Source organism: Mesorhizobium sp. B2-7-1, assembly GCF_006440735.1.
Classification (GTDB): Bacteria; Pseudomonadota; Alphaproteobacteria; order Rhizobiales; family Rhizobiaceae; genus Mesorhizobium.
Map to the genome: position 1 here is coordinate 1 of NZ_VFUA01000099.1, position 25,422 is coordinate 25,422.

Consider the following 25,422-nt stretch of genomic DNA (forward strand, 5'->3'; position numbering starts at 1 on the left):
GCGGCCATTGTGCTTGGGGCATTCGATGATGTCATCCATCACCAGCCCGTCGGCCAGATGCACTTTTTCATGCGTGCACAGGCCGTCGGTGGCGAAATATTCGTCGTCCGGGCTGCGATAGATGGCGAAGGTGCGGCCGCCATGGTCGAAACGCATCACGTCCTCTTCATCGATGTCTCCGGCCGCGCACGCCTCGACCCACTCGCTCATCTCGTCCTCCTGAAATTCATGGTCGTGGTCGGGCCGCTCACTCGGCAGCTGCCGCCATCGGAATGTCGTTGTGCAGCTCTTCCCGGTAGGGCTTCGCCGTCGGCGGCAGCGCGCGCTTGAGGAAATAATCCTCGTTGCGCAGCTGGCGCAGGAAGGCCGGGACCATCTCGCGATAGCCGGCCAGGATCGAAGGCGTCGGCGCCGGCAGGTCGTGCTTGATCATCTCATGCAGCTTAGGCAGCGCGTGATAAGGCACCATCGGGAACATGTGGTGCTCTACATGGTAGTTCATGTTCCAGTAGATGAACCGGCTGAGCGGGTTCATCAGCACCGTGCGGCTGTTCAGGCGGTGGTCGACGACGTTGTCGGCGAGGCCGCCATGCTGCAGCAGGCCGGTCATCACGTGATGCCAGGCGCCATAGAGGCGGGGCAGGCCGATCAGCATCAGCGGCAGCCAGGAATGCAGATAAAGGGCCAATGCGATGGCCGCGATGTAGATGGCGAGCCAGATGCGCGCCACGCGGATCGCCTTCGGCTGCTCCTGCTCGGGAATGAAGGTCTTTTCCGCGGCGCTGATGACGCCGGCGGCGTTGCGCACCATGTCGACCATCGCGTGCCAGGCGTCGAGGATGCCGAAGAAGTTGAGCACCACGCGCGCAAGGTCCGGCGGCCGCATGACGGCGATCTCCGGGTCGCGGCCGACGATGATGGTGTCGGTGTGGTGGCGCGTGTGGCTCCAGCGCCAGGTCACCGGGTTGCGCATGATCATGAAGCAGGCGAGCTGGTAGACGGCGTCGTTCATCCGCTGCGTGCGGAAGGCCGTGCCGTGGCCGCATTCATGCCAGCGGGAATCGGTCGAGGAGCCGTAGAGCGTGCCGTAGACGAACAGGAACGGCACGCACCACCAGCTGCCCCAGAACCAGATGCCGCCAGCGGCGCTGACCATGAAAGCGGCCAGCCAGATGATGGTGTCGCGGATCGCCGGCTGGTCGGAGCGCTGCATCAGCTCCTTCATCTGCTTGCGCGGGATCTCGGTGTGGTACCACTTGGCCGCCGCCAGCCCGCTCTCGACCGCGCGCTTTGCGTCGCGGCCGATCAGGCTGTAGTCGCGTGGCGACGCCGCGGAAGACGTCATGGCCGTCATTCAGGTTCCTCCAACAGCATCTGGCGAGCGGCTCAGATAAGTCCAGGCTCGTCCATGGCTGGCTTCCACTTCAACATACCGCCAGCCTATGATAGTCTCAACGTCAGGAAGATAGTTTCTATCATTTCCTATCAGAAGGAGGTAGGCTCATTCGGGTAAGCGATGGAGCATTCATGGCAAAGCGGCCGACCATTACCGATCTCGCGCGCGTCTCGGGCGTCAGCATCGCCACCGTCGACAGGGTGCTGAACAGCCGCCTGCCGGTGCGCGAGGAGACGGCGCGCCGGGTCTACGAGGCCGCCACCGAGATCGGCTATCACGCGGCGGGGCTGATCAAGCAGCGCATGCGCCAGGAATTGCCGGAATATCGCCTCGGCTTCCTGCTGCTGAGGGGCAATGATGTCTTCTATGGCGATTTCGCCCGGGAACTCGAGCTGGCGGTCGCGCAGTCGCAACGGTTCCGCGGCACTGCCGCGATCGACTTCGCCACGTCGCTGGCGCCCGACGAGATCGCCGGCCAGATGCGCAAGCTGGCGGCCAAGTCGAGAGCCATCGCCGTCGTCGGCCCGGATCACCCGACGCTGACGGCGGTCGTGGAGGCGCTGAAGGCGAGGGGGCAGCCGGTCTTCTCGCTGCTGTCCGATTTTGCCGCCGGCATCCGCGAGGGCTATGTCGGGCTCGACAACCGCAAGGTAGGGCGCAGCGCCGCCTGGATGATCGCCAAGGCGGCGAGGAAGCCGGGCAAGGTCGCGCTGTTCGTCGGCAGCCATCGCTTCCATGGCCATGAACTGCGCGAGATCGGTTTCCGCTCCTTCTTTCGCGAGCATGCGCCGGACTTCACCGTGATGGAGACGCTGGTCAACCTCGAGGCCAATGACGTGACGCATGACGCCATGCTCGATCTCCTTGCGCGCCATCCCGATCTTGCCGGCTGCTATGTCGCCGGTGGCGGCATGGAAGGTGCCGTCTCGGCGCTGAGGGTGGCGAACCCGCCGGAGATGCCGGTCGTCATCTGCAACGAGATCAACGCCGTCTCGCGCGCCGCACTCGCCGACAACATCCTCACCATGGTGATCTCGACGCCGCTTGCCGCGCTTTGCCGGGAACTCGCCGGGCTGATGGCCCATGCCATCGAAAGCGGCGCCGCCAATGCGCCGGGACAGACCTTCCTGCCCTTCGACATCTATCTGCCGGAAAACATCTAGGCTTCGGGCACAGGGATTTTGCCCGGTCGGCTCCGTTTGCATTGGCAGGCGGCATGCGTTGGAGGTTGGCCGAAACGCCCCATCGCGATCATTCTAGGGCGGAGCAGGAAGCGAAGCTCCGTCGCGAAGACCCTGGAATGACGAGGTTGGGGCGGCCTCGACCAATCCCCGGCGTTTGTACTGATTTCATGGAAATGAACGGAAAATGTTGCGCCGAGACAAACGGCAACCTTTCAAAAATCCCGGTGTCGGGGAACCGACCCCTGCAGCGACGCAATCGCCGTGAAAGAATCCATCAGCCTGATGGATTCTTTCACGGTGGTTTTGCCGCGATTCTGGCCCATGCGGCGACAGTCGCGGTCTTCGTCGCGGTCATCGGGATCGAAAAACCGGCTGCTCCGATCGGAATCGCCCTTGACGTTTCCAAAACGAAATGGAATAAATATTTCACCAACTAGGCTTTTTGGTTCTTTCGTTCCGGAACGTCTGTTCGAACGAAGGAAGAGGCGTTCCACTCGAATGGCGACGCCGCATGGCCGCAGGGAGAGATTCCCCGGGCAAACCGGGGATTCCGGTTCAAATGGGTGCAGCCGGACACCAAGTGGAGGAGAGATAAAATGAAGAAACTGCTTTTGGGCGTCGCGCTTTCGGCGCTGATGTGCTCATCCGCCTTCGCCGCCAAGATCGGCGTTTCGATGGCCAAGTTCGACGACAATTTCCTGACCGTGCTGCGCAACGGCATGATCGCGCAGGCCAAGGGCATGAGCGGCGTGGAGCTGCAGGTCGAGGACGCGCAGAACGACGTGGCCAAGCAGCTCGACCAGATCAAGAATTTCGCCGCCTCGGGCGTCGACGCCATCATCGTCAATCCGGTCGACACCTCGGCCACGCAGGCGATGTCGGATGCCGCCGCCGCCGCCAAGATCCCGCTGGTCTATGTCAACCGCCAGCCGGTCAATGTCGACACGCTGCCCGACAACCAGGCCTTCGTCGCTTCGAACGAAGCCGAATCCGGCACGCTCGAGACCAAGGAAGCCTGCCGCCTGTTCAAGGAAGCCGGCAAGAAGGAAGCCAATGTCTATGTGATCATGGGCGAGCTCTCGAACCAGGCCGCGGTGCAGCGCACCAAGGACATCGAGGAGGTCATCGCCACGCCGGACTGCAGCTTCATCAAGATCATCGACAAGCAGACCTCGAACTGGGACCGTGACCAGGCCCAGAACCTGATGACCAACTGGCTGTCGTCGGGCAAGGCGTTCGATGGCGTCATCGCCAACAACGACGAAAGCGCCATCGGCGCCATCCAGGCGATGAAGGCCGCCAATGTCGACATGAAGGCGGTCGTGGTCGGCGGCGTCGACGCCACGCAGGATGCGCTCGTCGCGATGCAGGCGGGCGATCTCGACGTGACGGTCTTCCAGGACGCGGCCGGCCAGGGCGCCGGCGCGCTCGACGCGGCGCTGAAGCTCGCCAAGGGCGAAAAGGTGGAACACAAGGTCTACATCCCGTTCCAGCTCGTCACCCCGGCGAACATCGACAAGTTCTTGAAGAAGAACTGAGGGTTGCGCCAACGCAATTCCAGGAAAAGTGCGTAGCGGTTTTCCATACGGAATTGCGTCAAGACAAACCGCGGAGTGGTGCCGCGATGCATCGGACTGGCTGAAATAGGCTGCTGATGAAGCGGCGCCGCTCTGTTCCTCTCCCGCCCAACAGGGCGGGAGAACGGGCGCGGTCATTCGGAGGAAGAAGACGTGTCACAGTCATCGCATGGCATTGGCGGCTTGAGTTACGACGCCAAGAAGCGTCCATGGCCTGCCGAGTTCAACGTGTTCCTGGCGCTGGTCATCCTCGTCGCCGCCTTCGAGCTGATCGGCCGCGTCTTCCTCGGCGACAGCTTCCTGTTCAACACCCGCGAGAACGTTTCCGGGCTCTTCAACGAGCAGCGCCTGCAGATCATCATCCTGCAGGTGTCGATCGTCGGCATCATCGCCATCGGCGTCACCCAGGTCATCATCTGCGGCGGCATCGACCTGTCCTCGGGTTCGATCGTCGGCGCCACCGCCATGATCGCCATGAGCTTCGCGCAGGTCGCCACCGTCAACGGCAATCCCAATCCCAAGGCGATGTTCATCGACTACGGCCTGACCGACCTGCCGGTCATCGTGCCGCTGCTGGTCGCCATCGGCTGCGGCCTGATCGCCGGCCTGATCAACGGCGCGCTGATCGCCTACACCCGCATTCCGCCTTTCATCGCCACGCTCGGCATGATGGTCACCGCCCGCGGCGTCGCCAAATGGTGGTCGAAGGGCCAGCCGATCTCGTTTCCGACCGACAGCTTCGCGGCCATCGGCAAGGGCCTGATGCCTGTCGTCATCTTCATCTCGCTGGCGATCCTGTTCCAGCTCATCCTGACCTACACGAAATACGGCAAGCACTGCTACGCCATCGGCTCCAACGAGGATGCCGCGCGCATGTCCGGCATCAAGATCGCCAACCACAAGGTGCTGGTCTATGCCATTGCCGGCATTCTCGCCGCGCTTGCGGCCGTGGTGCTCTCCTCCAAGAACCTCACCGCCCAGGCCGGCATGGGCGTGATGTACGAGCTCGACGCCATCGCCATGGCGGTCATCGGCGGCGTTTCGCTGTCGGGCGGCCGCGGCTCGATCATCGGCACCGTGATCGGCTCGCTGATCTTCGGCGTCATCATTTCCGGCTTCACCTTCCTGCGCCTCGACGCCTATTATCAGGAGATGGTCAAGGGCGTAATCATCGTCGGCGCGGTCGTTCTCGATCAATGGCGCCAGCGCCGCCGGGCGATAGGAGCTTGAACATGTCCGACATCGTTCTGAAGACCGAAAATCTCACCAAGCATTATGGCGGCGTGCACGCCTTGCAAGAGGCGAATTTCGAGCTGCGCAAGGGCGAGCATGTCGCCATCATGGGCGACAACGGTGCCGGCAAATCGACGTTCGTGCGCCAGATCACCGGCGTCGAGCAGCGCACCGAGGGCAAGGTCTGGTTCGACGGCAAGGAGGTGAATTTCTCCGGCCCGATCGAGGCGCGCGAGGCGGGCATCGAGACCGTGTTCCAGAACCTCGCTCTGGCCGACGACCTCGACGTGCCGTCGAACCTGTTCCTCGGCCGCGAGAAGGTGCTTTTCAATCTCGGGCCGTTCTCGATCCTCGACCGCAAGGCGATGCGCAAGGCGACCGAGGCGGCGCTGATCCGCACGGCGGTGAAGATCCCGAACCTTTCCAGCACCATCCGCCACATGTCGGGCGGCCAGCGCCAGTGCGTGGCGATCGCCAGGACCGCGACCTTCGCCTCCAAGCTGATCATCATGGACGAGCCGACGGCAGCGCTCGGCGTGCAGGAAACGGCGCAGGTCGAAAACATCATCCGCACGCTGAAGGAAAACGGCGAGCCGCTGATCCTAGTCAGCCACAACATGCGCCAGGTGTTCGACCTGGTCGACCGCATCGTCGTCTTCCGCCGCGGCAAGATCGTCGCCAACCTGCGCAAGCAGGACACCGACGGCAACGACATCGTCGCCTACATCACCGGCGCCAAGACCGGTCAGGCCGAGCTGCAGGCCGCCTGACCGGCATCACGACGGACAAACCAACCATCCGCGCCGCCCGGCGCGGACAGCTTTCAGAACCATCTCGAAGGACATTCCATGACACTGCGTTTCGCTCTTCTCGGCGCCGGCCGCATCGGCAAGGTGCACGCCCGCGCCGTCGGCTCCAATCCGCAGGCCAGGCTGGTGGCCGTGGCCGACGCCTTCGAGAAAGCGGCGACGGAGCTCGCCGCCGCCTATGGCGCGGAAGTCCGCACCATCGATGCCATCGAGAAGTCCGGGGATATCGACGCCGTCATCATCTGCACGCCGACCGACACTCATGCCGACCTGATCGAGCGCTTCGCCAAGGCCGGCAAGGCGATCTTCTGCGAGAAGCCGATCGATCTCTCCGTCAAGCGCGTGGAAAAATGCCTGGCGGTGGTCGAGAAGACCAAAGCCACGCTGATGGTCGGCTTCAACCGCCGCTTCGATCCGCATTTCGCCGCCGTACGCAAGGCGATCGACGACGGCGCCATCGGCACGGTCGAGATGGTCACCATCACGTCGCGCGATCCCGGCGCCCCGCCGCTCGACTATATCGCCCGCTCCGGCGGCATCTTCCGCGACATGACCATCCATGATTTCGACATGGCGCGCTTCCTGCTTGGCGAGGAGCCGGTCGCCGTCAGCGCCCATGCCTCGGTGCTGGTCGACAAGAAGATCGGCGACGCGGGCGATTTCGACTCGGTCAGCGTCATTCTCGAAACCGCCTCCGGCAAGCAGGCCGTCATCTCCAATTCGCGCCGCGCCACCTATGGCTACGACCAGCGCATCGAGGTGCATGGCTCGAAGGGCATGGTCGCGGCCGAGAACCAACGGCCGGTGTCGATCGAGCTCGCCAACGACAAGGGCTACACTCGCCCGCCGCTGCACGATTTCTTCATGACCCGCTACATCGACGCCTACGCCAATGAGATCGCTTCCTTCATAGCGGCTGCAACGGCGGGCAAGAAGGCAGCGCCGAGCGGCAAGGACGGGCTGATCGCGCTGAAGCTGGCCGATGCGGCGCTGAAATCGGCGAAGACGGGCAAGACCGTCCGCGTCGACTAGTCCGGCTGGGCGAACGCTTTGAAGGATGGTCGGTTTGTTGGTCTGCAAGGGTTGGCGATTAGCCGGAACATCCATCGCGTCGTCATCCTAGGGTCTCCGCGACGGAGCTTCGCTCCTGCTTCGCCCTAGGATGACGAAGTCGAGGGCTCTTCGACCAAGTCATCAACGTTGCGACAGGACACCGAGTAACCGATCGGAACCTCAATGAACCTCGAAAATCCATTGGCAGTCAAAAACATAGGAGCACAGCGATGAGCGCATCAGCCGGTCGCAATTCGGAAACGCGCGCCATCGTCACCGGCGGCGCGCAGGGCATCGGCTTCGCGGTTGCCGAGGCCTTGGCGGATGAGGGCTGCCGCGCGCTGGCGCTGATCGGCCGCTCGCAGGAGAAGGGCGACAAGGCGGTCGCAGTGCTCAAGAAAAGCGGCGTCGACGCCATCTTCATCAGCGCCGATGTCGCCAAGGTCGCCGACTGCAAGCGCGCCGTCGAGACCGCGATCAAGCATTTCGGCACGCTGAACGCGCTGGTCAACGCCGCCGCCACCTCCGCGCGGGGATCGTTGGTGGAGACCACCGAGGAGCTCTTCGACCAGATCTTCGACACCAATGTGCGCGGCCCCTTCTTCCTGATGCAGGGTCTCGTCGCGCATCTTTTGGAGCGCAAGGCGCCGGGCTCGATCGTCAACGTGCTGTCGATGTCGGCGCATGCCGGCCAGTCTTTTCTCACGCCCTATTCGACAAGCAAGGGCGCGCTGATGACGCTGACCAAGAATGTCGCGAGCTCGTATCGGAAGAACCGCATTCGCTGCAACGCCGTGCTGCCCGGCTGGATGGACACAGAGGGCGAGGATCTCGTCCAGAAGAAATGGCATGATGCGCCGGACGACTGGCTGGCAAAGGCCGAGGCTTCGCAGCCGATGGGCCAGTTGGTCAAGCCTGCCCAGCTTGCCCGGCTGATCACCTACATGGTCAGCCCCCAGGCCGGCGTCATGACCGGCTCGCTGGTCGACTACGACCAGAACATCGCTGGCGTGGTCGGGGAGTAGAGCAGGGTAGCTAACAGCGACGCCCATCGCTTCGTCATCCACGGGCGGAGCAAAGAGCGAAGCGACGCGACGCAGACCCGAGGATCCATGCCGCGACTCCAGAGCGTTGCAGCGGTCCAGAATTCTGCACCGCCGCGCTCTTCGGCCAAGGCAACGGAATGGACCCAGGGTCTTCGCGACGCCGCTGCGCGGCTGCTTCGCCCTGGGATGACGAAATCGCGGTTCGGCCCCCAGCTGAAATTGCCTGCCGTCTGCAGGTGACAACCGCCTTCGCATCGACTATATGAGCCGCATGATCCACCTGACCGCCTCGTTTTGGTACTTTAGCTACGGTAGCTCGCTGGCGGCGGGAGGATTGCGCTCGATCTGAAAACTCCAGATCAAAATCCGACAAGCCGCCAGACCTGGCGGCCTTTTTGTTTCAGCCGGCAGGTCTCCTAACCAGGAGCAGAAAGCCGTGTTGACCACCACAGACGACCTTCGGGTCAGAGAACTCAAAGTCCTGAGCACGCCGGACGACATGATGCGCGAGATACCGCGCTCGCTCACGGCGACGCGCACCGTTGCCGCCTCGCGCAACGCCATCCACTCCATCCTCACGGGGGCCGACGATCGACTGGTCGTCATCGTTGGCCCTTGTTCCATTCACGATCCGGTCGCCGCCGTGGACTACGCCAGCCGTCTGGCGGCGCTGCGCGAGGCCCTGGCCGACCGGCTCGAGATCGTCATGCGCGTCTATTTTGAGAAGCCGCGCACCACGGTCGGCTGGAAGGGTCTCATCAACGATCCCGATCTCGACGGCAGCTTCAACATCGACAAGGGCTTGCGCATGGCGCGCAACGTGCTGTCGGCCGTCAACAATCTCGGCCTGCCGGCGGCGACCGAGTTCCTCGATATGACGACGCCGCAATACATTGCCGACCTCGTCGCCTGGGGCGCCATCGGCGCGCGCACCACCGAAAGCCAGATCCATCGCGAGCTGGCCTCGGGCCTGTCCTGTCCGGTCGGCTTCAAGAACGGCACCGACGGCAACCTGAGGATCGCCGGCGAAGCGGTGAAGTCGGCTGCCAAGCCACATCATTTCATGGCGGTGACCAAGGGCGGCCGCAGCGCCATCGCGGCGACCACCGGCAACGAGGATTGCCATGTCATCCTGCGCGGCGGCATCACGCCGAATTATGATGCCGCAAGCGTCGACGCCGCTGCCGCGGAGCTCGGCCCCATCGGCGTCGCGCCGCGGCTGATGATCGATGTCAGCCACGCCAACAGCGCCAAGAAGCCCGAGAACCAGCCGAAGGTCGCGCATGACGTGGCGGGCCAGGTCGCGGCGGGCGACGAGCGCATCATCGGCGTCATGATCGAGAGCAATCTCGTCGCCGGCCGGCAGGATGTCGTGCCCGGCAAGCCGCTCGTCTACGGTCAGAGCATCACCGACGGCTGCATCGACTGGGCGACCACCGAGACGGTCCTGCACGGCCTCGCCGGCGCCGTCGAATGGCGCCGGTCGGTAAAGCGCGAGACGCTCGCCAGCCGCCAGGGCGCGGCGTGACGCCTCTTCCTTCTCCCCTTGTAGGGTCCGAAGGACGGGGCGAGACCCGTGGCTCGCCCCCGGGTGGTGGATCGGCGCGCAGCGCCGAGACGGATGAGGGGTATTCGTAAGGTGCGGCGTGGGCTCCCTGGCAGGAATTCACGCCGCCCCCAGCCCTTCCCAGGCCGTGAATATCGAAACGGCAAACAAAAGCAGCCCTGCCGCCCGGCCTGCAAGTATGGTCGCCTTTGGATTGTCGATCAGCAGTCCCCGGCTGCGGCCGGCGGTGACGGCAAGCCCGCCATAGATCGCCGCCTGTGTGGCGACCGTCAGCAATCCCATGATCGTCGCCTGCATCCAGATCGGACCGTAAGCCGGCTTCAGGAATTGCGGATAGACGGCGAGGATGAAGAGATAGGCCTTCGGATTGATCAGGCAGGTGACCAGTCCCTGGCGAAACGCCTTCCAGGCCGAGCGGCTCCCCGTGGGCCCATTATCGCCGACGGTGATCGAGCTGCGCATCAGCGAAATGCCGATATAGGCCATGTAGGCGGCGCCGGCGATCAGCAGCGGCGTGAACAGGATCGGCACGAAATGCATGAGCAGGCCGATCCCGATCGCGCCGTTCAGCGTGTGCACCGCGCCGCCGAGCATGATGCCGGCGGTCGCCGCCAGGCCTCGGTTGCTGCCGCCGGTCAGCGCATTGGCCAGCACGAACAGCATGTCCATGCCCGGAACGGCGATGATGCCGAACAGAAGCACGAAGAACAGCCAGAGGTTTTCGGCATAGCTCATGTCAGTTGCCTGTCGCTTCGGTCGCAGGGGCAAAAAGGAATCTGTTGATTTTCAAGCGGGTAGGCGGCCCTGTAGGTCACTCCAACTGACGGGGATGTGTCAGTTGCGTTTCGATCGGGTGGAAAAATGCGCAAGGCCTCGCGCCTGTTCGAGATCATCCAGATCCTGCGTCTGGCCAGGAAGCCGGTGACCGCGGCTATGATGGCCGGACAACTGGAGGTGACGGTGCGCTCGGTCTATCGCGACATCGCCGCGCTGCAGGCGATGCGCGTGCCGATCGAGGGCGGCCGCGGCATCGGCTACATATTGCGCCCCGGCTTCGACCTGCCGCCGCTGATGTTTTCCATCGAGGAGATGGAAGCGATCGTGCTGTCGCTGGCGCTGCTCGAACGCACCGGCGACGACGAGCTCAAGCAGGCGGCAAAACGCGTCGGCGCCAAGATCGCCGGCGCGGTGCCGTCGCCCTTGCGGCAGGCCCTCGACGCCAATGCCCTTCATGCCTGGGGTTTTGCCGCACCTTCCGCTTCCGCCATCGACCTTGCGCTGGTTCGCCGCGCCATCCGCGACGAGGAGAAGCTCAGCCTCTCCTATCGCGACGAGGCGGGACGCGCGACCGACCGCATCATCCGCCCGGTCGCGCTGATCTATTATGCCGAGACCGCCAACATCGTCGCCTGGTGCGAACTGCGCCAGGCCATCCGCAATTTCCGCAGCGACCGCATCGAGGATTGCCGGGCGGCGGGCCTATGGTTCAAGGGCGAAGGCGACCGGCTGCGGCAGGTCTGGGTCGACGGCTGGGAGATCAATGCCGCGGCCGCCGCCGGCAATTGAGGCGTTGCCAAATCAGCGATTCTGCGCTGTCGACGTGAATTTCAGGGCACGATGCCGCGGCAGGCCCAGGCGACATTGGCGAAGGATCGCGGGCCGTCGGGCCTGCCAGCCTGATAGGCATCGCGCACGGCAGCCTCGACGCGCTCCCGCTCGGCCGCGTCCAGTGTCATGTATCTGCCGAGCGGGCCTTCGCCGGCGCCGATCGGCGCCCAGAAGTCGTCGAAATCCGCGTAATCCATGCGGATCATCAGCTCGGTCTCGGTGACATCGGCCAGGCCTTGCTCGACGAAGGCCCGCTTCATCTCGCCCGGCTGCACCATCGGCTGGAAACAGTAGCGGCTGCGCATCTGGCGCCCGCCTTCGCTGAGCGCCGCCACCGTGTCGATCATCATGCGCATGCCGCTCATGCCGCCATAGTGGTCCCAGACCACGGCCGCGACCACGCCGCCCGGCCGCACGACGCGGCGCATCTCGGCCACCGCCTTGCTGGCTTCCGGCACGAAGTGCAGCACCAGCAGCGCCAGCGCGCGGTCGAACGCATTGTCGGCGAATGGCAGCGCCGTGGCGTCGCCCTGGCTGATGGTAATCCGCGGATCGCTGTTGCGCTGCTTGGCCGCCTCGACGAAGACGGGCGAAAAGTCGATGGCCTGGATTTCGGCAAGATCGGCCGATTTTGCCAGCTCGAAGGTCAGGCTGCCGGTGCCGCAGCCGACATCGAGGATCGTCTCGCCCGGGGCAAGTCCGGCGAAGTCGATGAACTTGGGCGCGAGCCTGCGGCTCCAGCGTCCCATCAGTTGCTCATAACCGGATGCCGCACGGACGGTGAAGGTGGACGTCATCTGAGCCTCCCATTCATCAGCCTAAGCTAAACGACGGCGCAGCTGCTGCATAGGCGCCGGGCAATCGGCATCATCGGGAGCGAAGATAACTCGAGTAACCCGGCGCTTTATGTAGGCGATTTCACGGTCGCGACCGACTCCCGCTCCACCAGTGGGCACTCCAGCTTGGTGATGGGATAGCGGCCGCGGCCGGGCGTCGGCGGCGTCTCGAGCTGCTCGATCGCCCATTGGCCCATCGCCAGATGCGGCAGGATGGAGGTGGTCAGCGGCGGGAAGAGATGGCGGGCGATTTCCTCGTCGTCATAGCCCACCACGGAGATGTCCCGCGGGATATGCTGGCCGGCTTCCTTCAGCGCCTCGTAGCAGCCGATCGCGGTGCGGTCGTTCTGGCAGAAGATGGCGGTGGGGCGCTCCTTGAGCCCGAGCAGCTTGACCGTCGCGGCGTAGCCGGCGCTGGCCGACCAGTCGCCCTCGACCACCAATTCCGGATCGAACGGGATGTCGGCGGTGGCCAAGGCGCGACGATAGCCTTTCAGCCGATCCTGCGCCGCCTGCATCCACGGCTCGCCGGTGATGGTGGCGATGCGGCGATGGCCATGGGCAATCAGATGCCTGGTGGCGCTCTGGCCGCCGGCGATCTCGGAGGGAACCACCGCCGGGAAGGCATAGTCGGCGGTATAGCAGTTGAGCAGGATCACCGGGACGTCGAGGCTGTAGAGGAAATCCGGCGCGGCGATCTCGCGGGTGAAGATGGTCATGTAGATCAGCGCCGAGATGCCGCGCCGCGTCAGCGCTGAAATCGCGCGCGGCTCCATCACCGCGTCGCCCATGGTCTGCGCCACCAGAAGCACATTGCCGGCGTTCCATGAGGCCTGCCGCGCGCCCTCGATGGCGACCACCGCCTCGGGGCTGGTGGCGAGCTGGTCGACCGCGAAACCGATCACGCCGTCGAGGCCTTCGAACGGCGTCACGGGCGGCCGAAGCGCCGAGAAGACCGGCGGCGAATAGCCCAGCGCTCGGGCTGCCTCGATCACCCGGTCGCGAGTCTGCTGCGACAGCCTGATGCCCGGCGAATTGTTGAGCACGAACGACACCGTCGCCTGCGAGCAGCCGGCGGCGCGCGCGATGTCCGTCATGGTGACGCGTCCCTTGGGCTTGGCTGCCGGCTTGCGGCGCCTGGAAGCCCCGGGAGGATCGCGCAGTTCCGTCGGTTCACTCATGGTCGTTTCCCAAACCCAGCCGGCTCTAGAGCAAAGGCGGCGGCAACGGCAAGATGGTCGAGGTCGGCACGCCTATCGAGATTATGCCTTGCTAATAGATATTAGCAAGCATCACGTGCAAATCGCCAGCTGCGCCGCTTCGCGACGAAACCGGTCGGACAAGGTCAGTAGTGCTGACAATTTCGATGCTTTCCGCGCAGCTGCAGGCCTTGCGGCGCTCGCTCTCCTCACTCCCGGCGCGTCTTGCGATCAGCGTCTTCTCCGCTTCGAAAACGCGCGTTTCGGCTTCATAACTAATACTCTTTACTAATAGCCGTAAGCGTTCTACTGTCAACTCGTCGTAACCGTCCGGGCTTCCGCTCGGTGCCGGCAAAGTGTGAAGGACGCCTGCCCGGAGCTCGGCGGCATGTCGGATTGGGCGCGCGCTCCATTTCACGAAAATGTCAGACAAATCGGACTATTTACGAACGCCACATGAGTGTCTAGTGTCTCGACCGCGGCCGGATCGGCACCGTTCTTAAGTCGGCGGACCTTTGCGCCACACCCTTGAGGAGGAGGGTTGTCCGGGCCGCAGCCGAGACATCGGCGACGAGTTCTACAGGCAAGTTCTACAAGGGAGGTTGAACTATGAAATCCATGATCCGTAACGCATCTGTCGCCGCGGCGGCCCTGCTCATCGGACTTGCGGCCACGGCGGTTACCCGCGCGGACGACAAGCCGACGCTGGCCTTCGTCGTCAACGGTGCGTCAGACTTCTGGAAGGCGGCGGAAGCCGGCGTGAAGAAGGCGCAGGGCGAGCTGCCCGACTACAATCTCGAGCTCAAATATCCGGAACAGTCCTCGGTCGCCATCCAGCAGCGGCTGATGGACGATCTGGTGACGGCAGGCGTCAAGGGCATCATGGTCTCGGCCGTCGATCCCAAGACCTCGACCGACGGGCTGAACAAGATCGCTTCGGAAACCGCGCTGTTCACCACCGACTCCGATGCCCCGCAGACCAAGCGCGTCGCCTATATCGGCTCGTCCAACGTCGATGCCGGCAAGCAGGCGGCCGAGATCGCCAAGAAGGCGATGCCGAACGGCGGCAAGTGCCTGGGCTTCGTCGGCCTGCTCGGCGCCGACAACGCCAAGGAGCGCATCCAGGGCATGAAGGACGGCCTAGCCGGCAGCAAGATCGAACTCGTCGACGTGCGCGGCGACGACATCGACCAGGCGCGCGCCAAGAAGAATGTCGAGGACGCGCTGGTCGCCAGCCCCGACATCACCTGCATGGTCGGCTTCTATTCCTACAACACGCCGCGCATCTATGAAGCGCTGCGCGACGCCGGCAAGCTCGGCCAGATCACCGTCGTCGGCTTCGATGACGATCCGATCACGCTCGGCGGCGTCAAGGAAGGCACCGTCGCCGCGACGGTGGTGCAGCAGCCCTTCGAATGGGCCTATCAGGGCATGAAGCTGATGGCCGCCTACCTCAAGGGCGACAAGTCGGGCATCCCGGCCGGCAATTTGATCATCATCCCGACCAAGATCATCGGCAAGGATGACGTCGACGCCTACGCCGCCAACCTCAAGGCGATGGCGGGCAACTAAGTCCAAGACAGTTGCGCCGGCTCGAGGGTCTCCTTGAGCCGGCGTTCGTATTGACGGGGCCGCCAAGGCCCGTCAGTCTGTGGCCCACCGGCTGCTATCAGGCGTGATGATCTCTATCGACACCACTCACCCAAACACCGCTCCGTTCCTGAGCCTGGAGGCCGTGCGCAAGACCTATCCGGGTGTTGTCGCGCTGGACAGGTTCTCGATGGAGGTCCGGCCCGGCGAGGTCATCGGCCTCGTCGGCGAAAACGGCGCCGGCAAATCGACGCTGATGAAGATCCTCGGCGGCGTGACGCGGCCCGACAGCGGCACCGTCACCGTCGATGGCGCGGCGCATGACGGGCTCATCGTCGAACAAAGCATCGGTTCCGGCATCGCCTTCGTGCACCAGGAGCTCAACCTCTTCGAAAACCTCGACGTCGCCGCCAACATCTTCTTCGGCCGCGAGCCGCTGCGCGCCGGGCCGCTGAAGCTGGTCGACCGCGCGAAGCTGCGCGAGATGGTGGCGCCGCTGTTGAAGCGCGTCGGCGCCAATTTCTCGGCCGACGCGCCGGTGGCGTCGCTGTCGCTCGCCCAGCAGCAGATGGTCGAGATCGCCAAGGCGCTGTCGATCAAGGCCCGGCTTGTGATCCTCGACGAGCCGACCTCCAGCCTGCCGATCGCCGAGACCGAAAAGCTGCTCGACGTCATCAAGGGTCTGAAGGCCGAAGGCATCAGCGTCATCTTCATCTCGCACCGGCTGCATGAGATCGAGCGCGTCGCCGACCGCGTCGTGGTGCTGCGTGACGGCACGCTGGCCGGCACGCTGGCGAAACACCAGATCAATCACGACGAGATGGTCAGGCTGATGATCGGCCGCATGCTGAAGGAACGCGAGAAGGCGGGCGAAGCCGCCCGCGCGCCGGGCAGCGTAGCCCTGTCGGCGCATGCCATCCGCACCAGCACCTATCCCGATCGGCCGGTCAGCCTGGAGTTGCGGCGTGGCGAGATCCTCGGCCTCGCCGGCCTGGTCGGTTCCGGCCGCACGGAACTGGCGCGCGTGCTGTTCGGCATCGACGAGCGGCTCGCCGGCAATGTCACGCTCGACGGCAAGCCGCTCGATGTCGGCTCGGCCGCCGACGCGGTGGCGAATGGCATCTTCCTGGTGCCGGAGGACCGCAAGCTCACCGGCATCCTGCTTGACCTCTCGATCGCGCAGAACATCTCGCTGCCCAACCTGCCGGCGCATGCCAGGCGCTCGCTGGTCTCCACCGGCGCCGAGCTCGCGACGGCCGAAAAACAAAAAAAGAACCTCGGCATCAAGGCGCCGTCGGTGCTGACCCGCACCGGCACGCTGTCGGGCGGCAACCAGCAGAAGGTGGTCTTGGCCAAGTGGCTGGCGATGGACCCCAAGGTTATGATCCTGGACGAGCCGACGCGCGGCATCGACATCGGCGCCAAGGCCGAGATCTACGGGCTGATGCGGGCGCTGGCCGATGCCGGCGTCGCCGTGCTGATGATCTCCAGCGACATGGAAGAGGTGATCGGCGTGTCGGACCGCATCGCGGTCATGCATGAGGGGCAGATCTCCGGCATCCTCGACAGGCAAGATTTCAGCCAGGAGAACGTGCTCTTGCTGGCGGTCGGCAAGAAGCCGAAACTGCTGCAAGCGGCGGGAGGAGTTGAATGAGCAAGAAAGATCTCGGCCTGCTGATCCTGATTCTGGTGGTCGGCGCGGTGGTGACGGCCATCAACCCGCGCTTCCTGTCGACGATCAACCTCGCCAACACTTCCAACCTGGTAGCGCTGTTCGGCATCCTGTCGATCGGCCAGGCCTTCGTCATCATCACCGGCGGCATCGAATTGTCGGTCGGCTCGCTGATCGCCCTGCTCGGCACGCTGTTCATCGATTTCATCGCGGTGCGCGAGGTGAACTGGCCGCTGGCCTTCGTGCTTATCCTGGTGCTCGGCGCAATCATCGGCTTCGTGCATGGCTGGCTGATCACGCGGCTCAAATTGCAGCCTTTCGTGGTGACCCTGTGCGGCCTCTTGATCTATCGCGGCGTGGCGCGCTTCTATACCGCCGACGGCACGGCGGGCTTTGCCTTCGGTCAGAATTTCCCGGACCTCGAATTCCTGACGGCAGGCCGTTCGGGTGGCGTACCGAACAGCTTCATCGCGCTGATCGTCATCTCCATCGTCATGTGGGTGGTGCTGCACCGTTCGGTGTTCGGCCGCTATCTCTATGCGATCGGCAAGAACGAGGAGGCGGCGAAATATTCAGGCATCCGCACCGACCGGGTGGTGACATCGGCCTATGTCATCTGCGGCGTGCTGACGGCGCTGTCGGCAATCTATTTCGCCATGTACACGCGCTCGATCTCGCCGGCGAGCCACGGCCAGTTCTATGAGCTTTATGCGATCGCAGCCGCAGTGCTCGGCGGCTTTTCGCTGCGCGGCGGCGAAGGCTCGCTGGTCGGTGTCATCCTCGGCACCGTGCTGCTGCAGGAGCTGCAGAACCTGGTCAATCTGCTCGGCATCCCCTCCTCGCTCAACTTCGCGGTGATGGGCGGCGTGATCCTGATCGGCGTGCTGGTCGACCAGCAGTGGGGCGTCTTCCGCGCCCGGCGCCGGATGATGGAGGCGACTCGCCAGAACGTCGCCGGAGCGCCGGCGGAGTAGCTTTACTTTCTCAAGCGACGGTCCTGATTGGATCGATGCTCGCGGGATACCCGCCGGGCAAGTCCGGATTTGTGGACGAATTGCAACAACGCGTGAACCGGAAAACGGCCCTTGTCGGAGAATCGGGGCTGCGCTAAGCAATTGGTATCTGAGGGCTCCAAGAACAAAATATGGGAGGAATTACCGTGACATCAACACGTTGGATTGCGCTCGCGGCGCTGGCGCTGACCTGCTCGACCCCGGCCATGGCCAAGGACTGGAAGACCGTGACGGTCGCCATGGAGGGTTCCTATGCCCCCTGGAACCAGACCGACGCCAGCGGCAAGATCGTCGGCTTCGAGGTGGACATCCTCAACGACGTCTGCGGCCGTGCGAAGCTGGAATGCAACATCGTTGCGCAGGATTGGGACGGCGTCATTCCCGGCCTCACCGCAGGCAAGTTCGACATCGTCATGGACGGCATGTCGATCACCGAAGAGCGGATGAAGACCATCGACTTCTCGATCCCCTACGCCTCTTCGCCGGTGGCTTTCCTGGCCGACAAGAACGGCCCGCTGGCGCAGCTCTCCAACAGCGGCAAGATGATCGATCTGTCGAAGGACGACGCCGAATCCAAGGCTGCGCTCGACACGCTGCGCAAGGAGCTGACCGGCAAGAATGTCGGCCTGCAGGTTTCGACCACGGAGGCGACCTTCGCCGACAAGTATCTCAAGGATGTCGCCAGCGTCCATGAATACAAGACCACCGACGAGCACGACCTCGACCTGATGGCCGGCCGCATCGACGTCGCTTTCGCCGACACCACCTATTTCCTCGGCACGCTGGCCAAGCCGGATGCCAAGGACCTGGAATTCGTCGGCCCGCAGTTCAAGGGCGGTCCGATCCTCGGGCCGGGCATCGGCGCTGCTTTCCGCAAGACCGACAAGGACCTGCAGGACATCTACAACAAGGCGCTCAAAGCCGCGCTCGATGACGGCTCGGTGTCGAAATACTCCATGCAGTGGTTCAAGATCGACATTACCAAGTAATGTCGCAACGGGAGCAGCCAAGGCTGCTCCCGTTTTGCATTGAGTGCATGTCGCCCGAAAGTGCCCAGCGGTTCCGGGAAAACGACATGCACAAAATGAAGTGCATGTCGCCCGAAAGTGCGCGGCGGTTTGGGAGAGCGCATCAAAGGCAGGCAACCCGTCGATACCTATCTCGGCGCCCGCAGGAGCCGTAAGTGGAGTTTCTCAGCGATCTCAAGGACCAGGTGTCGACGGCCTATGAGCTGTTGGCCGCCGGTTGGGGCGTGCAACTGCTCTGGGGCATCGGCTGGACACTCGCCGTCACCGTCGTCTCGATGCTGATTGGCGCCGTGCTGGGCTCGCTTGTGGCGGCGGCCAAGCTTTCGTATCGCGGCGGACTGAGGTTCATCGGCGAGAGCTACACCACCGTGTTTCGCGGCGAGCCGGAACTTTTGATCATCTACCTGTTCTACTATGGCGGCACGCAGGTCCTGACCGGCGTGGCCAGGTCCACCGGATCGATCGGCTCGACCGACATCTTGAACATGCCGAGCTTCCTCGGCGGCGTTCTCGCGGTCGGCATCATTTCCGGCGCCTACCAGGCCGAGGTTTTTCGCGGGTCGTTCCTGGCGATCCACCGCGGTGAGTTGGAAGCGGCGCGCGCCTACGGCATGTCGGCCTGGCTGCGCTTTCGCCTCGTGATCATGCCTCAGGTCCTGCGCCTCGCGGTGCCGGGGCTGGGCAATGTCTGGCAATTGACCATCAAGGATTCGGCGCTGATCTCGGTCACCGGCGTCGCCGAGCTGATGCTGACCGCGAACAAGGCGGCGCGTTCGACGCATCATTCGCTGCTTTTCTACACGGTAGCCGGCATCCTTTACCTGGTGATGACCTCGATCTCGACGCCGATCTTCGAGAAGGCCGAGCGCTACACCTCGCGCAGTTTCACGCGGCCGAAGTGAGGGGTGGCGGTGGATTTCGACTTCTACCTTTCGACCATGTGGAGCGTGCTGAAGGCGCTGCCGCTGACGCTCGAGATCTGGTTCTTCGGCATCGCCTTCGGCCTTGTCATCGCCACCGGCCTGACCTGGCTGCGCGCTTCCGGCCACAAATTCGGCGAGTATTTCACCCGCGCCTATGTCTTCGTCTTCCGTGGCTCGCCGCTGCTGGTGCAGCTCTATCTGATCTATTTCGGGCTCTCCCAGTTCGACTTCGTCCGCCACAGCCCGATCCTGTGGCCGATCCTGCGCGATCCGATGTATTGCACGATCGTCGCCATGGCCTTGAACACGGCCGCCTATGAGAGCGAGATATTCCGCGGTGCGCTGCGGGCGGTGCCTGTCGGCCAGATCGAGGCGGCCAAGGCATTCGGCATGTCGGCTTTCACCCGTTTCCGCCTCGTCACGCTGCCGATCGCGTTGCGGCTCGCCCTGCCGGCCTATTCGACCGAAATCATCCTCATGACCAAGGCGACCGCGCTCGCCTCCGTGGTCACCATCATGGAGATGATGGGAACGGCGCAGAAGATCCAGCACGACACGTTCCGGCCGATCGAGGTGCTGACCTGCGCCGGTGTGATCTACCTGCTTCTCAATTTGTCGATCGCCCGGCTGTTCGCCTGGGTCGAATACCGGCTTTCACCGCATCTGCGCCCCCCGCCTGAGCAGGGCCAGCAAGTCAAACTCGTCCCGGAGGTGTTGTGATGTCGGCAAATGTCGCTACTGCCGCGCAAGCGGCATCGTCCCCGGACGACAAGGCAGCCATCAGCGTCAAGGACCTGCGCAAGTGCTTCGGCGATCATGAGGTGCTCAAGGGCATTTCGCTCGAGGCCCACAAGGGCGACGTCATTTCCATCCTCGGCTCATCGGGCTCCGGCAAGAGCACGATGCTGCGCTGTATCAATCTCCTGGAGACCCCGGATTCCGGGGAGGTGCGGGTCGACGGCGAGCTCATCAAGATGAAGCAAAGCCGCGACGGCCATCAAATGCCGGCCGACATCCGCCAGGTGGAGCGGATCCGCGCCAACCTCGCCATGGTTTTCCAGAGCTTCAATCTGTGGTCGCACATGACTGTGCTGGAGAACCTCGTCGCCGCGCCGACGCATGTGCTGAAGCGGCCGCGCGCGGAGTGCCTGGAGCAGGCCGAGGCCTTGCTGAAGCGCGTCGGCATATGGGAACGCCGCAACTACTATCCGCCGCACATGTCGGGCGGCCAGCAGCAGCGCGCGGCAATCGCGCGGGCGCTGGCGATGAACCCCAAGGTGATGCTGTTCGACGAGCCGACATCCGCGCTCGATCCGGAACTGGTCGGCGAGGTGCTGCGCGTCATGCGCTCTCTGGCCGAAGAAGGCCGCACCATGCTGGTCGTCACGCACGAAATGGGCTTTGCCCGCGACGTGTCGAGCAAGGTGATGTTCCTGCACAAGGGCGAGGTGGACACGGTTGGCGAACCGAAGGAAATGTTCGCCAGGCCGCCGACGCCGCAGTTCAAGCAGTTCATCGCCAACTTCAATAAGTGAAGCCGCACCTTGCTCGGCGCCAAGATGTGCTGAGATTCAGGTCAGGCCGGCCTCACCTGAATATCCGCATGTCTTAGATCATGTCCGACAGATCCGAGAATGCCATCGCCTTGCGCAGCACCTCGGCAAAGCGCTCGCCGGCGGCCTCCTTGTCGCCGCTGTTGTCGATCGGCGTGACGTCCGGTCCCGTCAGCTTGACGCTCGTGCTGCGCGCCAGGCGGGCAAGCACTTCGCCGCGCGATTCGCGGCCGCGCGCCGCAAGTCGCTCGGCGAGGATCTCCGGCGTCGCCGTGATCTCGACCACGGCCAGATTGGCGTAGCGTTCGCGCAGCGCCGGGATGACGGCGCGGGATACGTTGGCGACCGCCACATGGCCGTTCGCCACAACCCAGTCGACATCGGCAGGCAGGCCATAGCGCAGGCCATGCGCGTCCCAGCACAGCGAGAAGGCGCCGTCGGCCTCGGCTTCGGCGAAGGCGGCATCGGCCAGCGTGTCGTGGTCCTCGCTCGCCGTATCGCTCGGCCTGGTGATGACCCGGCGCACGAATTCCAGCCGCGTCTCGCCGGCAAAGCGCTGCTTGGCGTAGCCGATGACCGTATCCTTGCCGGCGCCGCTCGGGCCGACCACCGCGACGAAGACGCCGTTGCGGATCGGCAAGGTCTCGGCCAGCTCGCGCTCGATGAGGGCCGAAACCATCATGCGACCCGGCTGCCCTGGCGCCACACGGTGCGCACGACCGGCACATGGTCGTCGACGCGCACGCGCACGAGGTCGGCGCGGCGGCCCGGCTCGATGATGCCGCGATCGGAGAGGCCGATCGCTTCGGCCGGGTTCTTCGACACCATGGCGACCGCCTGCGGCAGCGAGATGCCCTCGACGACATCGCCGAGGAAGAAAGCCGACTGGATCAGGCTGAAGGGGATGTAGTCCGACGACAGGATGTCGAGCAGGCCGTCGGCGGCAAGCGTGCGCGCCGAGACGTTGCCGGAATGCGAGGCGCCGCGCATGACGTTCGGCGCGCCCATCAGCACGCCGAGGCCCGCTGCCTTCGAGGCCTTGGCCGCCTCTTCCGTCGTCGGGAACTCGGCGACGCGCACGCCCTGCTCGATCGCTTCGTCGACATGCCCCGCGGTCGCGTCGTCGTGGCTCGCCAGCACGATGCCGCGCTCACGGCAGGCGGTCGAGATGAAGACGCGGTTCGGGCCGGAATTGCGGGCCGAGTCCGCCATCCGTTTTTCGCAGAACTTCTGGAAGTCGCGGTCGGTCAGCTTCAGCTTGCGCTGGTAGTAATAGGCATAGGTCTCGAGATTGACGAACTGGCGCTGTCCGGGCGCATGGTCCATCAGCGACGCGAGCTTCACCCGGTCGTCGGTCTCGAAATTGGCGAAGGCATCGAGGCAGTCCGGCGCCGAGACTTCGCAGCGCAGGTGGATGAAATGGTCGGCTCTCAGCCGATCCTGGCGCACGCTGTCCTCGATCGCGTCGGCCAGCTTGCGGACGTCGTCGGACTTCAGGTCGGCATCCTCGTCCATGCCGACGCGCAAGGCGTCGAGCACGGTGGTGATGCCCGCGGTCGCCACCTGGGCGTCATGGGCAAGCACGGCGGCGATCGGGTTCCAGCGCACTTTCGGGCGCGGCGCGTAATGGCCTTCGAGGTGATCGGTATGAAGCTCGACGAGTCCGGGGACGATGTAGTCGCCGCCCATGTCCTCGCCGGCGCGGGCAGCGCCCGGTTCGACGGCGGCAATCAGGCCGTCGCGCAACAACAGCGAGCCCTCGACGATCTCGTCGGGCAGCACGATGCGGGCATTGGTGAGAACGGTTTCGGCGGTCATCTCGGGCGGTCCTATCTCGGTCGGCGGTCAAATCAGAGCAATTCCAGGAAAAGTGCTTTGCGGTTTTCCGTCCGGAATTGCGTAAAACTAAAGATAGGGCGGTTCAGCGTTTCCGCTGATCCGCCCTAGGCGGTCTTGCGGGCAGGGCCGCGGCCAAGCGCATGGTGGGAAAGCACCATGAACGGCGCGCCGGGCTCGCTTTCGACGAACAAGGTCAGCGCATCCACCGGCACCGGCTGCCGCAGCACGTCGGCGAACAGGCCGTCTATCGCTGCACGAAGACGTGGGCTTTCCTGTGGCCCGACGCGCCCCGAGAGCGTCATGTGGAAGCGGAACGTGTCGAAGACGTAGGGATAGCCCCATTGGCAGAGGTTGCGGAACTCGTCCGGCTTCAGCGCGTCGGGACTGCGGCGCTCGATCTCGGCCTCGGTCAGCGGCGCCCGGAACGGATCGAAGGCGCGCACCACCTCGCCGGCGAAATCGTTGAGCGGTGCAAACTGCGTTTCCGGCACCAGCGCGAAGAACCCGTCGATCTGCCCGACGACCAGACGCGGAACGATGACCGGCGGCGTCGCCTCGGCGAAACCGTCGAGCGCGGCGCGCAGCGAGGCTTCCGTCTCGTTCGGTGCCAGCCGGAACGGCGCTTTCAGCGTCGCGTGGAACCCATAACGCCTGGCGGAGGCGGTGTGGAAGGCGACCTCCGCGGCCGACAGGTCGCCCACGGCCTCGACTGGCCGCGTCGCCGCGCCGAACGGGTCGCGGCCCAACCAGTTGGCGGCAATGCGCGCCAACGGCTCGTCCTGTCCCGGGGTGTAGTAGATGGCGTAGCGCATGGTCGTTCCTCGTCAAGCGCGCTGCGCGCCCCGAAGGATCATGCGACACGCTTCAAGTCATTGTCTTGGCAGGTCGTGCCCCAAAAACGCCGGAGCGTTTGCGGCGACATGCACCGGAACCGCTGCCATAGGTGATTTCCATGACGGATTGACGAAGCTTTCATGGGTTTTCGAAGGCAAGTCCAGCCGCAAGGTCGTTAGCCGACGATTTTTTCCAACTGGACCAACGGCTTTGCCGAGCTGCTTAGGGTGTGTTGAGATTCAGGTCAGGCCGAGTCGGAGTCGAAGACGGGCGCGAAGCGACCAAACTGGGTGGCTTCCGACAACCGGCCCACGCCGGCCGTAGCCTTCATAGAGCGGAGGCGCTTGTGAGGGCTTCGGCCGGCGAAGGCCGGAGCGGAGCGTACTTGAAGTACGTGGGCACCGGAAGCGCAGGAAGCCGCCATTTGCAGGCCGGCATCACCTGAATACCAACACCCCCCCCAATCAGGCCTTCATCAACCATTCGTGCTCGGCCGCGTTGTGGAATTTCCACGTCCGCTTCGGCCCAGCCATGACGTTGAGGTAGTAGAGGTCGTAGCCGTGGCAGGCCGCGCAGGGGTGATAGCCCTTCGGCACCAGCACGACATCGCCGTCCTCGATCGCCATCGCTTCGTCCAGCTCGCGCACGCCGTTGCGGTCGGCATCGGTATAGACGCGCTGGAAGGCAAAGCCCTGCGGCGGGTTGAGCCGATGGTAATAGGTCTCCTCGAGATAGGATTCCGCCGGCAGGTTGTCCTGGTCGTGCTTGTGCGGCGGATAGCTCGACGTGTGGCCGCCGGGCGTGATCACCTCGACCACCAGCAGCGAATCCGCCGGCTTGCCCTCGGGCAGGATGTTGGTGACGTAGCGCGTGTTGGTGCCCTTGCCGCGCACTTCCTGGCCGAGATCGTCGGGCCCGATGACGCGCACCGGCAGGCCGCCGCTTAAGCCCGGCGCCGAGCAGACAGCGAGCTCCAGCTCGGTGTCCGCGGTGACCGACCAGTCGGCGCCTTGCGGCACATAGACCGACCACGGCTTGCCCTCGAAGGGCGACATGCGCTCGCCGAGCAGGCCGAGGTCCTTGCCGCCGGCCGACGCCTTGCCCTTGCCGGTGACGAAGACCAGGCAGACCTCGCGGTCGCCGGTCTTGCCGGACGCCGTCTCGCCCGCTTTAAGCCGATGCAGGTCGAAACCGACATAGGTCCAGCCGGCGCTTTGCGGCGTGACGTGAGCGACGTGGCCGTGGCCCTTGTCGGCCTTGACGATGAGTTTCGACATTTTGTCTCTCCTAATTCCATTGGCTCTGCCGGATTGCGGACCCGGAGGTTTTTGCAGGATTTGAAAATGACAACCGCAAAACCTTCGAGATTGGCCGAGGCCTCCGAACTTCGTCATGTATGGACGGCCCCTCTTGGGCAAGAGGCAAAATAGCGGCGGCGGCGCAAGTCTGGAGCGGTCATGTA

Annotated in this window: 25 protein-coding genes; 16 read left to right on the forward strand and 9 right to left on the reverse strand. The window is 64.3% G+C overall.

Annotated elements, in window-relative coordinates:
• Both FJ471_RS27240 and FJ471_RS27245 read right to left on the reverse strand, forming a co-directional pair.
• A partial coding sequence (locus FJ471_RS27240) for a Rieske 2Fe-2S domain-containing protein (protein ID WP_140807813.1) occupies nucleotides 1-210 on the reverse strand: 210 nt, incomplete at its 3' end.
• Nucleotides 211-247: 37 nt separating this feature from the next.
• Nucleotides 248-1,345: a fatty acid desaturase family protein gene (locus tag FJ471_RS27245; RefSeq protein ID WP_140807833.1), complete on the reverse strand. Its 1,098-nt coding sequence runs from the start codon at nucleotides 1,343-1,345 to the stop codon at nucleotides 248-250.
• Between the two features lie 182 nt (nucleotides 1,346-1,527).
• Between FJ471_RS27245 and FJ471_RS27250 the strand changes: the two genes are divergently transcribed.
• The 8 genes from FJ471_RS27250 to FJ471_RS27285 all read left to right on the forward strand — a co-directional run bounded on the left by FJ471_RS27250 (nucleotide 1,528) and on the right by FJ471_RS27285 (nucleotide 9,826).
• Nucleotides 1,528-2,559, forward strand: a complete 1,032-nt coding sequence (locus FJ471_RS27250; RefSeq protein ID WP_140807814.1) for a LacI family DNA-binding transcriptional regulator — start codon at nucleotides 1,528-1,530, stop codon at nucleotides 2,557-2,559.
• Nucleotides 2,560-2,747: 188 nt separating this feature from the next.
• Entirely contained in the window at nucleotides 2,748-3,017 is a 270-nt protein-coding gene (locus FJ471_RS27255) for a hypothetical protein (protein ID WP_140807815.1), read from the forward strand.
• A gap of 159 nt (nucleotides 3,018-3,176) precedes the next feature.
• Complete coding sequence (locus tag FJ471_RS27260) at nucleotides 3,177-4,118, forward strand: sugar ABC transporter substrate-binding protein (RefSeq protein WP_140807816.1); 942 nt, start codon at nucleotides 3,177-3,179, stop codon at nucleotides 4,116-4,118.
• Nucleotides 4,119-4,310: 192 nt separating this feature from the next.
• The gene (locus tag FJ471_RS27265; protein ID WP_140807817.1) at nucleotides 4,311-5,387 is read left to right on the forward strand and encodes an ABC transporter permease; all 1,077 of its coding nucleotides are present in this window, start codon (nucleotides 4,311-4,313) and stop codon (nucleotides 5,385-5,387) included.
• Between the two features lie 2 nt (nucleotides 5,388-5,389).
• Nucleotides 5,390-6,160, forward strand: a complete 771-nt coding sequence (locus FJ471_RS27270; RefSeq protein ID WP_140807818.1) for an ATP-binding cassette domain-containing protein — start codon at nucleotides 5,390-5,392, stop codon at nucleotides 6,158-6,160.
• A 78-nt stretch (nucleotides 6,161-6,238) separates the two neighbouring features.
• Complete coding sequence (gene iolG / locus FJ471_RS27275; RefSeq protein ID WP_140807819.1) at nucleotides 6,239-7,231, forward strand: inositol 2-dehydrogenase; 993 nt, start codon at nucleotides 6,239-6,241, stop codon at nucleotides 7,229-7,231.
• A 251-nt stretch (nucleotides 7,232-7,482) separates the two neighbouring features.
• Nucleotides 7,483-8,277, forward strand: coding sequence for an SDR family oxidoreductase (locus tag FJ471_RS27280; RefSeq protein WP_140807820.1), 795 nt, complete (start codon nucleotides 7,483-7,485; stop codon nucleotides 8,275-8,277).
• A gap of 457 nt (nucleotides 8,278-8,734) precedes the next feature.
• A complete protein-coding gene (locus FJ471_RS27285) occupies nucleotides 8,735-9,826 on the forward strand; it encodes a 3-deoxy-7-phosphoheptulonate synthase (protein WP_140807821.1) in 1,092 nt (363 codons plus the stop codon).
• A gap of 138 nt (nucleotides 9,827-9,964) precedes the next feature.
• On the opposite strand, the gene FJ471_RS27290 is transcribed toward FJ471_RS27285, so the two are convergent.
• The gene (locus FJ471_RS27290) at nucleotides 9,965-10,600 is read right to left on the reverse strand and encodes a LysE family translocator (RefSeq protein ID WP_140807822.1); all 636 of its coding nucleotides are present in this window, start codon (nucleotides 10,598-10,600) and stop codon (nucleotides 9,965-9,967) included.
• Nucleotides 10,601-10,726: 126 nt separating this feature from the next.
• Here FJ471_RS27290 and FJ471_RS27295 point away from each other — a divergent pair, with 126 nt between their 5' ends.
• Nucleotides 10,727-11,431: a YafY family protein gene (locus tag FJ471_RS27295; RefSeq protein WP_140807823.1), complete on the forward strand. Its 705-nt coding sequence runs from the start codon at nucleotides 10,727-10,729 to the stop codon at nucleotides 11,429-11,431.
• Between the two features lie 41 nt (nucleotides 11,432-11,472).
• Here the strand turns inward: FJ471_RS27295 and FJ471_RS27300 are convergent, their stop codons facing one another.
• A complete protein-coding gene (locus FJ471_RS27300) occupies nucleotides 11,473-12,270 on the reverse strand; it encodes a methyltransferase domain-containing protein (protein WP_140807824.1) in 798 nt (265 codons plus the stop codon).
• A gap of 107 nt (nucleotides 12,271-12,377) precedes the next feature.
• On the reverse strand, nucleotides 12,378-13,490 hold the full coding sequence (locus FJ471_RS27305) for a LacI family DNA-binding transcriptional regulator (RefSeq protein ID WP_181179774.1): 1,113 nt from the start codon (nucleotides 13,488-13,490) through the stop codon (nucleotides 12,378-12,380).
• A gap of 627 nt (nucleotides 13,491-14,117) precedes the next feature.
• Here FJ471_RS27305 and FJ471_RS27310 point away from each other — a divergent pair.
• The 7 genes from FJ471_RS27310 to FJ471_RS27340 all read left to right on the forward strand — a co-directional run bounded on the left by FJ471_RS27310 (nucleotide 14,118) and on the right by FJ471_RS27340 (nucleotide 21,269).
• On the forward strand, nucleotides 14,118-15,080 hold the full coding sequence (locus FJ471_RS27310) for a sugar-binding protein (RefSeq protein ID WP_140807825.1): 963 nt from the start codon (nucleotides 14,118-14,120) through the stop codon (nucleotides 15,078-15,080).
• Between the two features lie 106 nt (nucleotides 15,081-15,186).
• The gene (locus FJ471_RS27315) at nucleotides 15,187-16,752 is read left to right on the forward strand and encodes a sugar ABC transporter ATP-binding protein (RefSeq protein WP_140807826.1); all 1,566 of its coding nucleotides are present in this window, start codon (nucleotides 15,187-15,189) and stop codon (nucleotides 16,750-16,752) included.
• Nucleotides 16,749-17,744 (forward strand): ABC transporter permease, encoded by a 996-nt coding sequence (locus tag FJ471_RS27320; protein WP_140807827.1) that lies wholly within the window; start codon nucleotides 16,749-16,751, stop codon nucleotides 17,742-17,744. Before FJ471_RS27315 ends, FJ471_RS27320 begins: the two co-directional genes overlap by 4 nt.
• 185 nt (nucleotides 17,745-17,929) lie before the next feature.
• Nucleotides 17,930-18,772: a transporter substrate-binding domain-containing protein gene (locus tag FJ471_RS27325; protein WP_224670320.1), complete on the forward strand. Its 843-nt coding sequence runs from the start codon at nucleotides 17,930-17,932 to the stop codon at nucleotides 18,770-18,772.
• Nucleotides 18,773-18,966: 194 nt separating this feature from the next.
• Complete coding sequence (locus tag FJ471_RS27330; RefSeq protein ID WP_224670321.1) at nucleotides 18,967-19,713, forward strand: ABC transporter permease subunit; 747 nt, start codon at nucleotides 18,967-18,969, stop codon at nucleotides 19,711-19,713.
• Nucleotides 19,714-19,716: 3 nt separating this feature from the next.
• Nucleotides 19,717-20,454, forward strand: a complete 738-nt coding sequence (locus FJ471_RS27335) for an ABC transporter permease (protein WP_318014091.1) — start codon at nucleotides 19,717-19,719, stop codon at nucleotides 20,452-20,454.
• On the forward strand, nucleotides 20,454-21,269 hold the full coding sequence (locus FJ471_RS27340) for an ATP-binding cassette domain-containing protein (RefSeq protein ID WP_140807829.1): 816 nt from the start codon (nucleotides 20,454-20,456) through the stop codon (nucleotides 21,267-21,269). Before FJ471_RS27335 ends, FJ471_RS27340 begins: the two co-directional genes overlap by 1 nt.
• 73 nt (nucleotides 21,270-21,342) lie before the next feature.
• Here the strand turns inward: FJ471_RS27340 and phnN are convergent, their stop codons facing one another.
• The 4 genes from phnN to iolB all read right to left on the reverse strand — a co-directional run bounded on the left by phnN (nucleotide 21,343) and on the right by iolB (nucleotide 25,237).
• Nucleotides 21,343-21,969 (reverse strand): phosphonate metabolism protein/1,5-bisphosphokinase (PRPP-forming) PhnN, encoded by a 627-nt coding sequence (phnN, locus tag FJ471_RS27345; protein WP_181179776.1) that lies wholly within the window; start codon nucleotides 21,967-21,969, stop codon nucleotides 21,343-21,345.
• Nucleotides 21,966-23,105, reverse strand: coding sequence for an alpha-D-ribose 1-methylphosphonate 5-triphosphate diphosphatase (locus FJ471_RS27350; RefSeq protein WP_140807830.1), 1,140 nt, complete (start codon nucleotides 23,103-23,105; stop codon nucleotides 21,966-21,968). The genes phnN and FJ471_RS27350 overlap by 4 nt, the downstream gene beginning before the upstream one ends.
• A gap of 125 nt (nucleotides 23,106-23,230) precedes the next feature.
• Entirely contained in the window at nucleotides 23,231-23,938 is a 708-nt protein-coding gene (locus FJ471_RS27355; protein ID WP_140807831.1) for a DUF1045 domain-containing protein, read from the reverse strand.
• 486 nt (nucleotides 23,939-24,424) lie between these two features.
• Nucleotides 24,425-25,237: a 5-deoxy-glucuronate isomerase gene (gene iolB / locus FJ471_RS27360; protein WP_140807832.1), complete on the reverse strand. Its 813-nt coding sequence runs from the start codon at nucleotides 25,235-25,237 to the stop codon at nucleotides 24,425-24,427.
• Nucleotides 25,238-25,422 lie beyond the last annotated feature (185 nt).

Bases quoted from the DNA above. Each gene is read 5' to 3' on its own strand.
- FJ471_RS27245 (WP_140807833.1), bottom strand. From the start codon at position 1,345: ATGACGTCTTCCGCGGCGTCGCCACGCGACTACAGCCTGATCGGCCGC.
- FJ471_RS27250 (WP_140807814.1), top strand. From the start codon at position 1,528: ATGGCAAAGCGGCCGACCATTACCGATCTCGCGCGCGTCTCGGGCGTC.
- FJ471_RS27255 (WP_140807815.1), top strand. From the start codon at position 2,748: ATGGAAATGAACGGAAAATGTTGCGCCGAGACAAACGGCAACCTTTCA.
- FJ471_RS27260 (WP_140807816.1), top strand. From the start codon at position 3,177: ATGAAGAAACTGCTTTTGGGCGTCGCGCTTTCGGCGCTGATGTGCTCA.
- FJ471_RS27270 (WP_140807818.1), top strand. From the start codon at position 5,390: ATGTCCGACATCGTTCTGAAGACCGAAAATCTCACCAAGCATTATGGC.
- iolG (WP_140807819.1), top strand. From the start codon at position 6,239: ATGACACTGCGTTTCGCTCTTCTCGGCGCCGGCCGCATCGGCAAGGTG.
- FJ471_RS27280 (WP_140807820.1), top strand. From the start codon at position 7,483: ATGAGCGCATCAGCCGGTCGCAATTCGGAAACGCGCGCCATCGTCACC.
- FJ471_RS27290 (WP_140807822.1), bottom strand. From the start codon at position 10,600: ATGAGCTATGCCGAAAACCTCTGGCTGTTCTTCGTGCTTCTGTTCGGC.
- FJ471_RS27295 (WP_140807823.1), top strand. From the start codon at position 10,727: ATGCGCAAGGCCTCGCGCCTGTTCGAGATCATCCAGATCCTGCGTCTG.
- FJ471_RS27300 (WP_140807824.1), bottom strand. From the start codon at position 12,270: ATGACGTCCACCTTCACCGTCCGTGCGGCATCCGGTTATGAGCAACTG.
- FJ471_RS27305 (WP_181179774.1), bottom strand. From the start codon at position 13,490: ATGAGTGAACCGACGGAACTGCGCGATCCTCCCGGGGCTTCCAGGCGC.
- FJ471_RS27310 (WP_140807825.1), top strand. From the start codon at position 14,118: ATGAAATCCATGATCCGTAACGCATCTGTCGCCGCGGCGGCCCTGCTC.
- FJ471_RS27315 (WP_140807826.1), top strand. From the start codon at position 15,187: ATGATCTCTATCGACACCACTCACCCAAACACCGCTCCGTTCCTGAGC.
- FJ471_RS27320 (WP_140807827.1), top strand. From the start codon at position 16,749: ATGAGCAAGAAAGATCTCGGCCTGCTGATCCTGATTCTGGTGGTCGGC.
- FJ471_RS27340 (WP_140807829.1), top strand. From the start codon at position 20,454: ATGTCGGCAAATGTCGCTACTGCCGCGCAAGCGGCATCGTCCCCGGAC.
- phnN (WP_181179776.1), bottom strand. From the start codon at position 21,969: ATGATGGTTTCGGCCCTCATCGAGCGCGAGCTGGCCGAGACCTTGCCG.
- FJ471_RS27350 (WP_140807830.1), bottom strand. From the start codon at position 23,105: ATGACCGCCGAAACCGTTCTCACCAATGCCCGCATCGTGCTGCCCGAC.
- FJ471_RS27355 (WP_140807831.1), bottom strand. From the start codon at position 23,938: ATGCGCTACGCCATCTACTACACCCCGGGACAGGACGAGCCGTTGGCG.
- iolB (WP_140807832.1), bottom strand. From the start codon at position 25,237: ATGTCGAAACTCATCGTCAAGGCCGACAAGGGCCACGGCCACGTCGCT.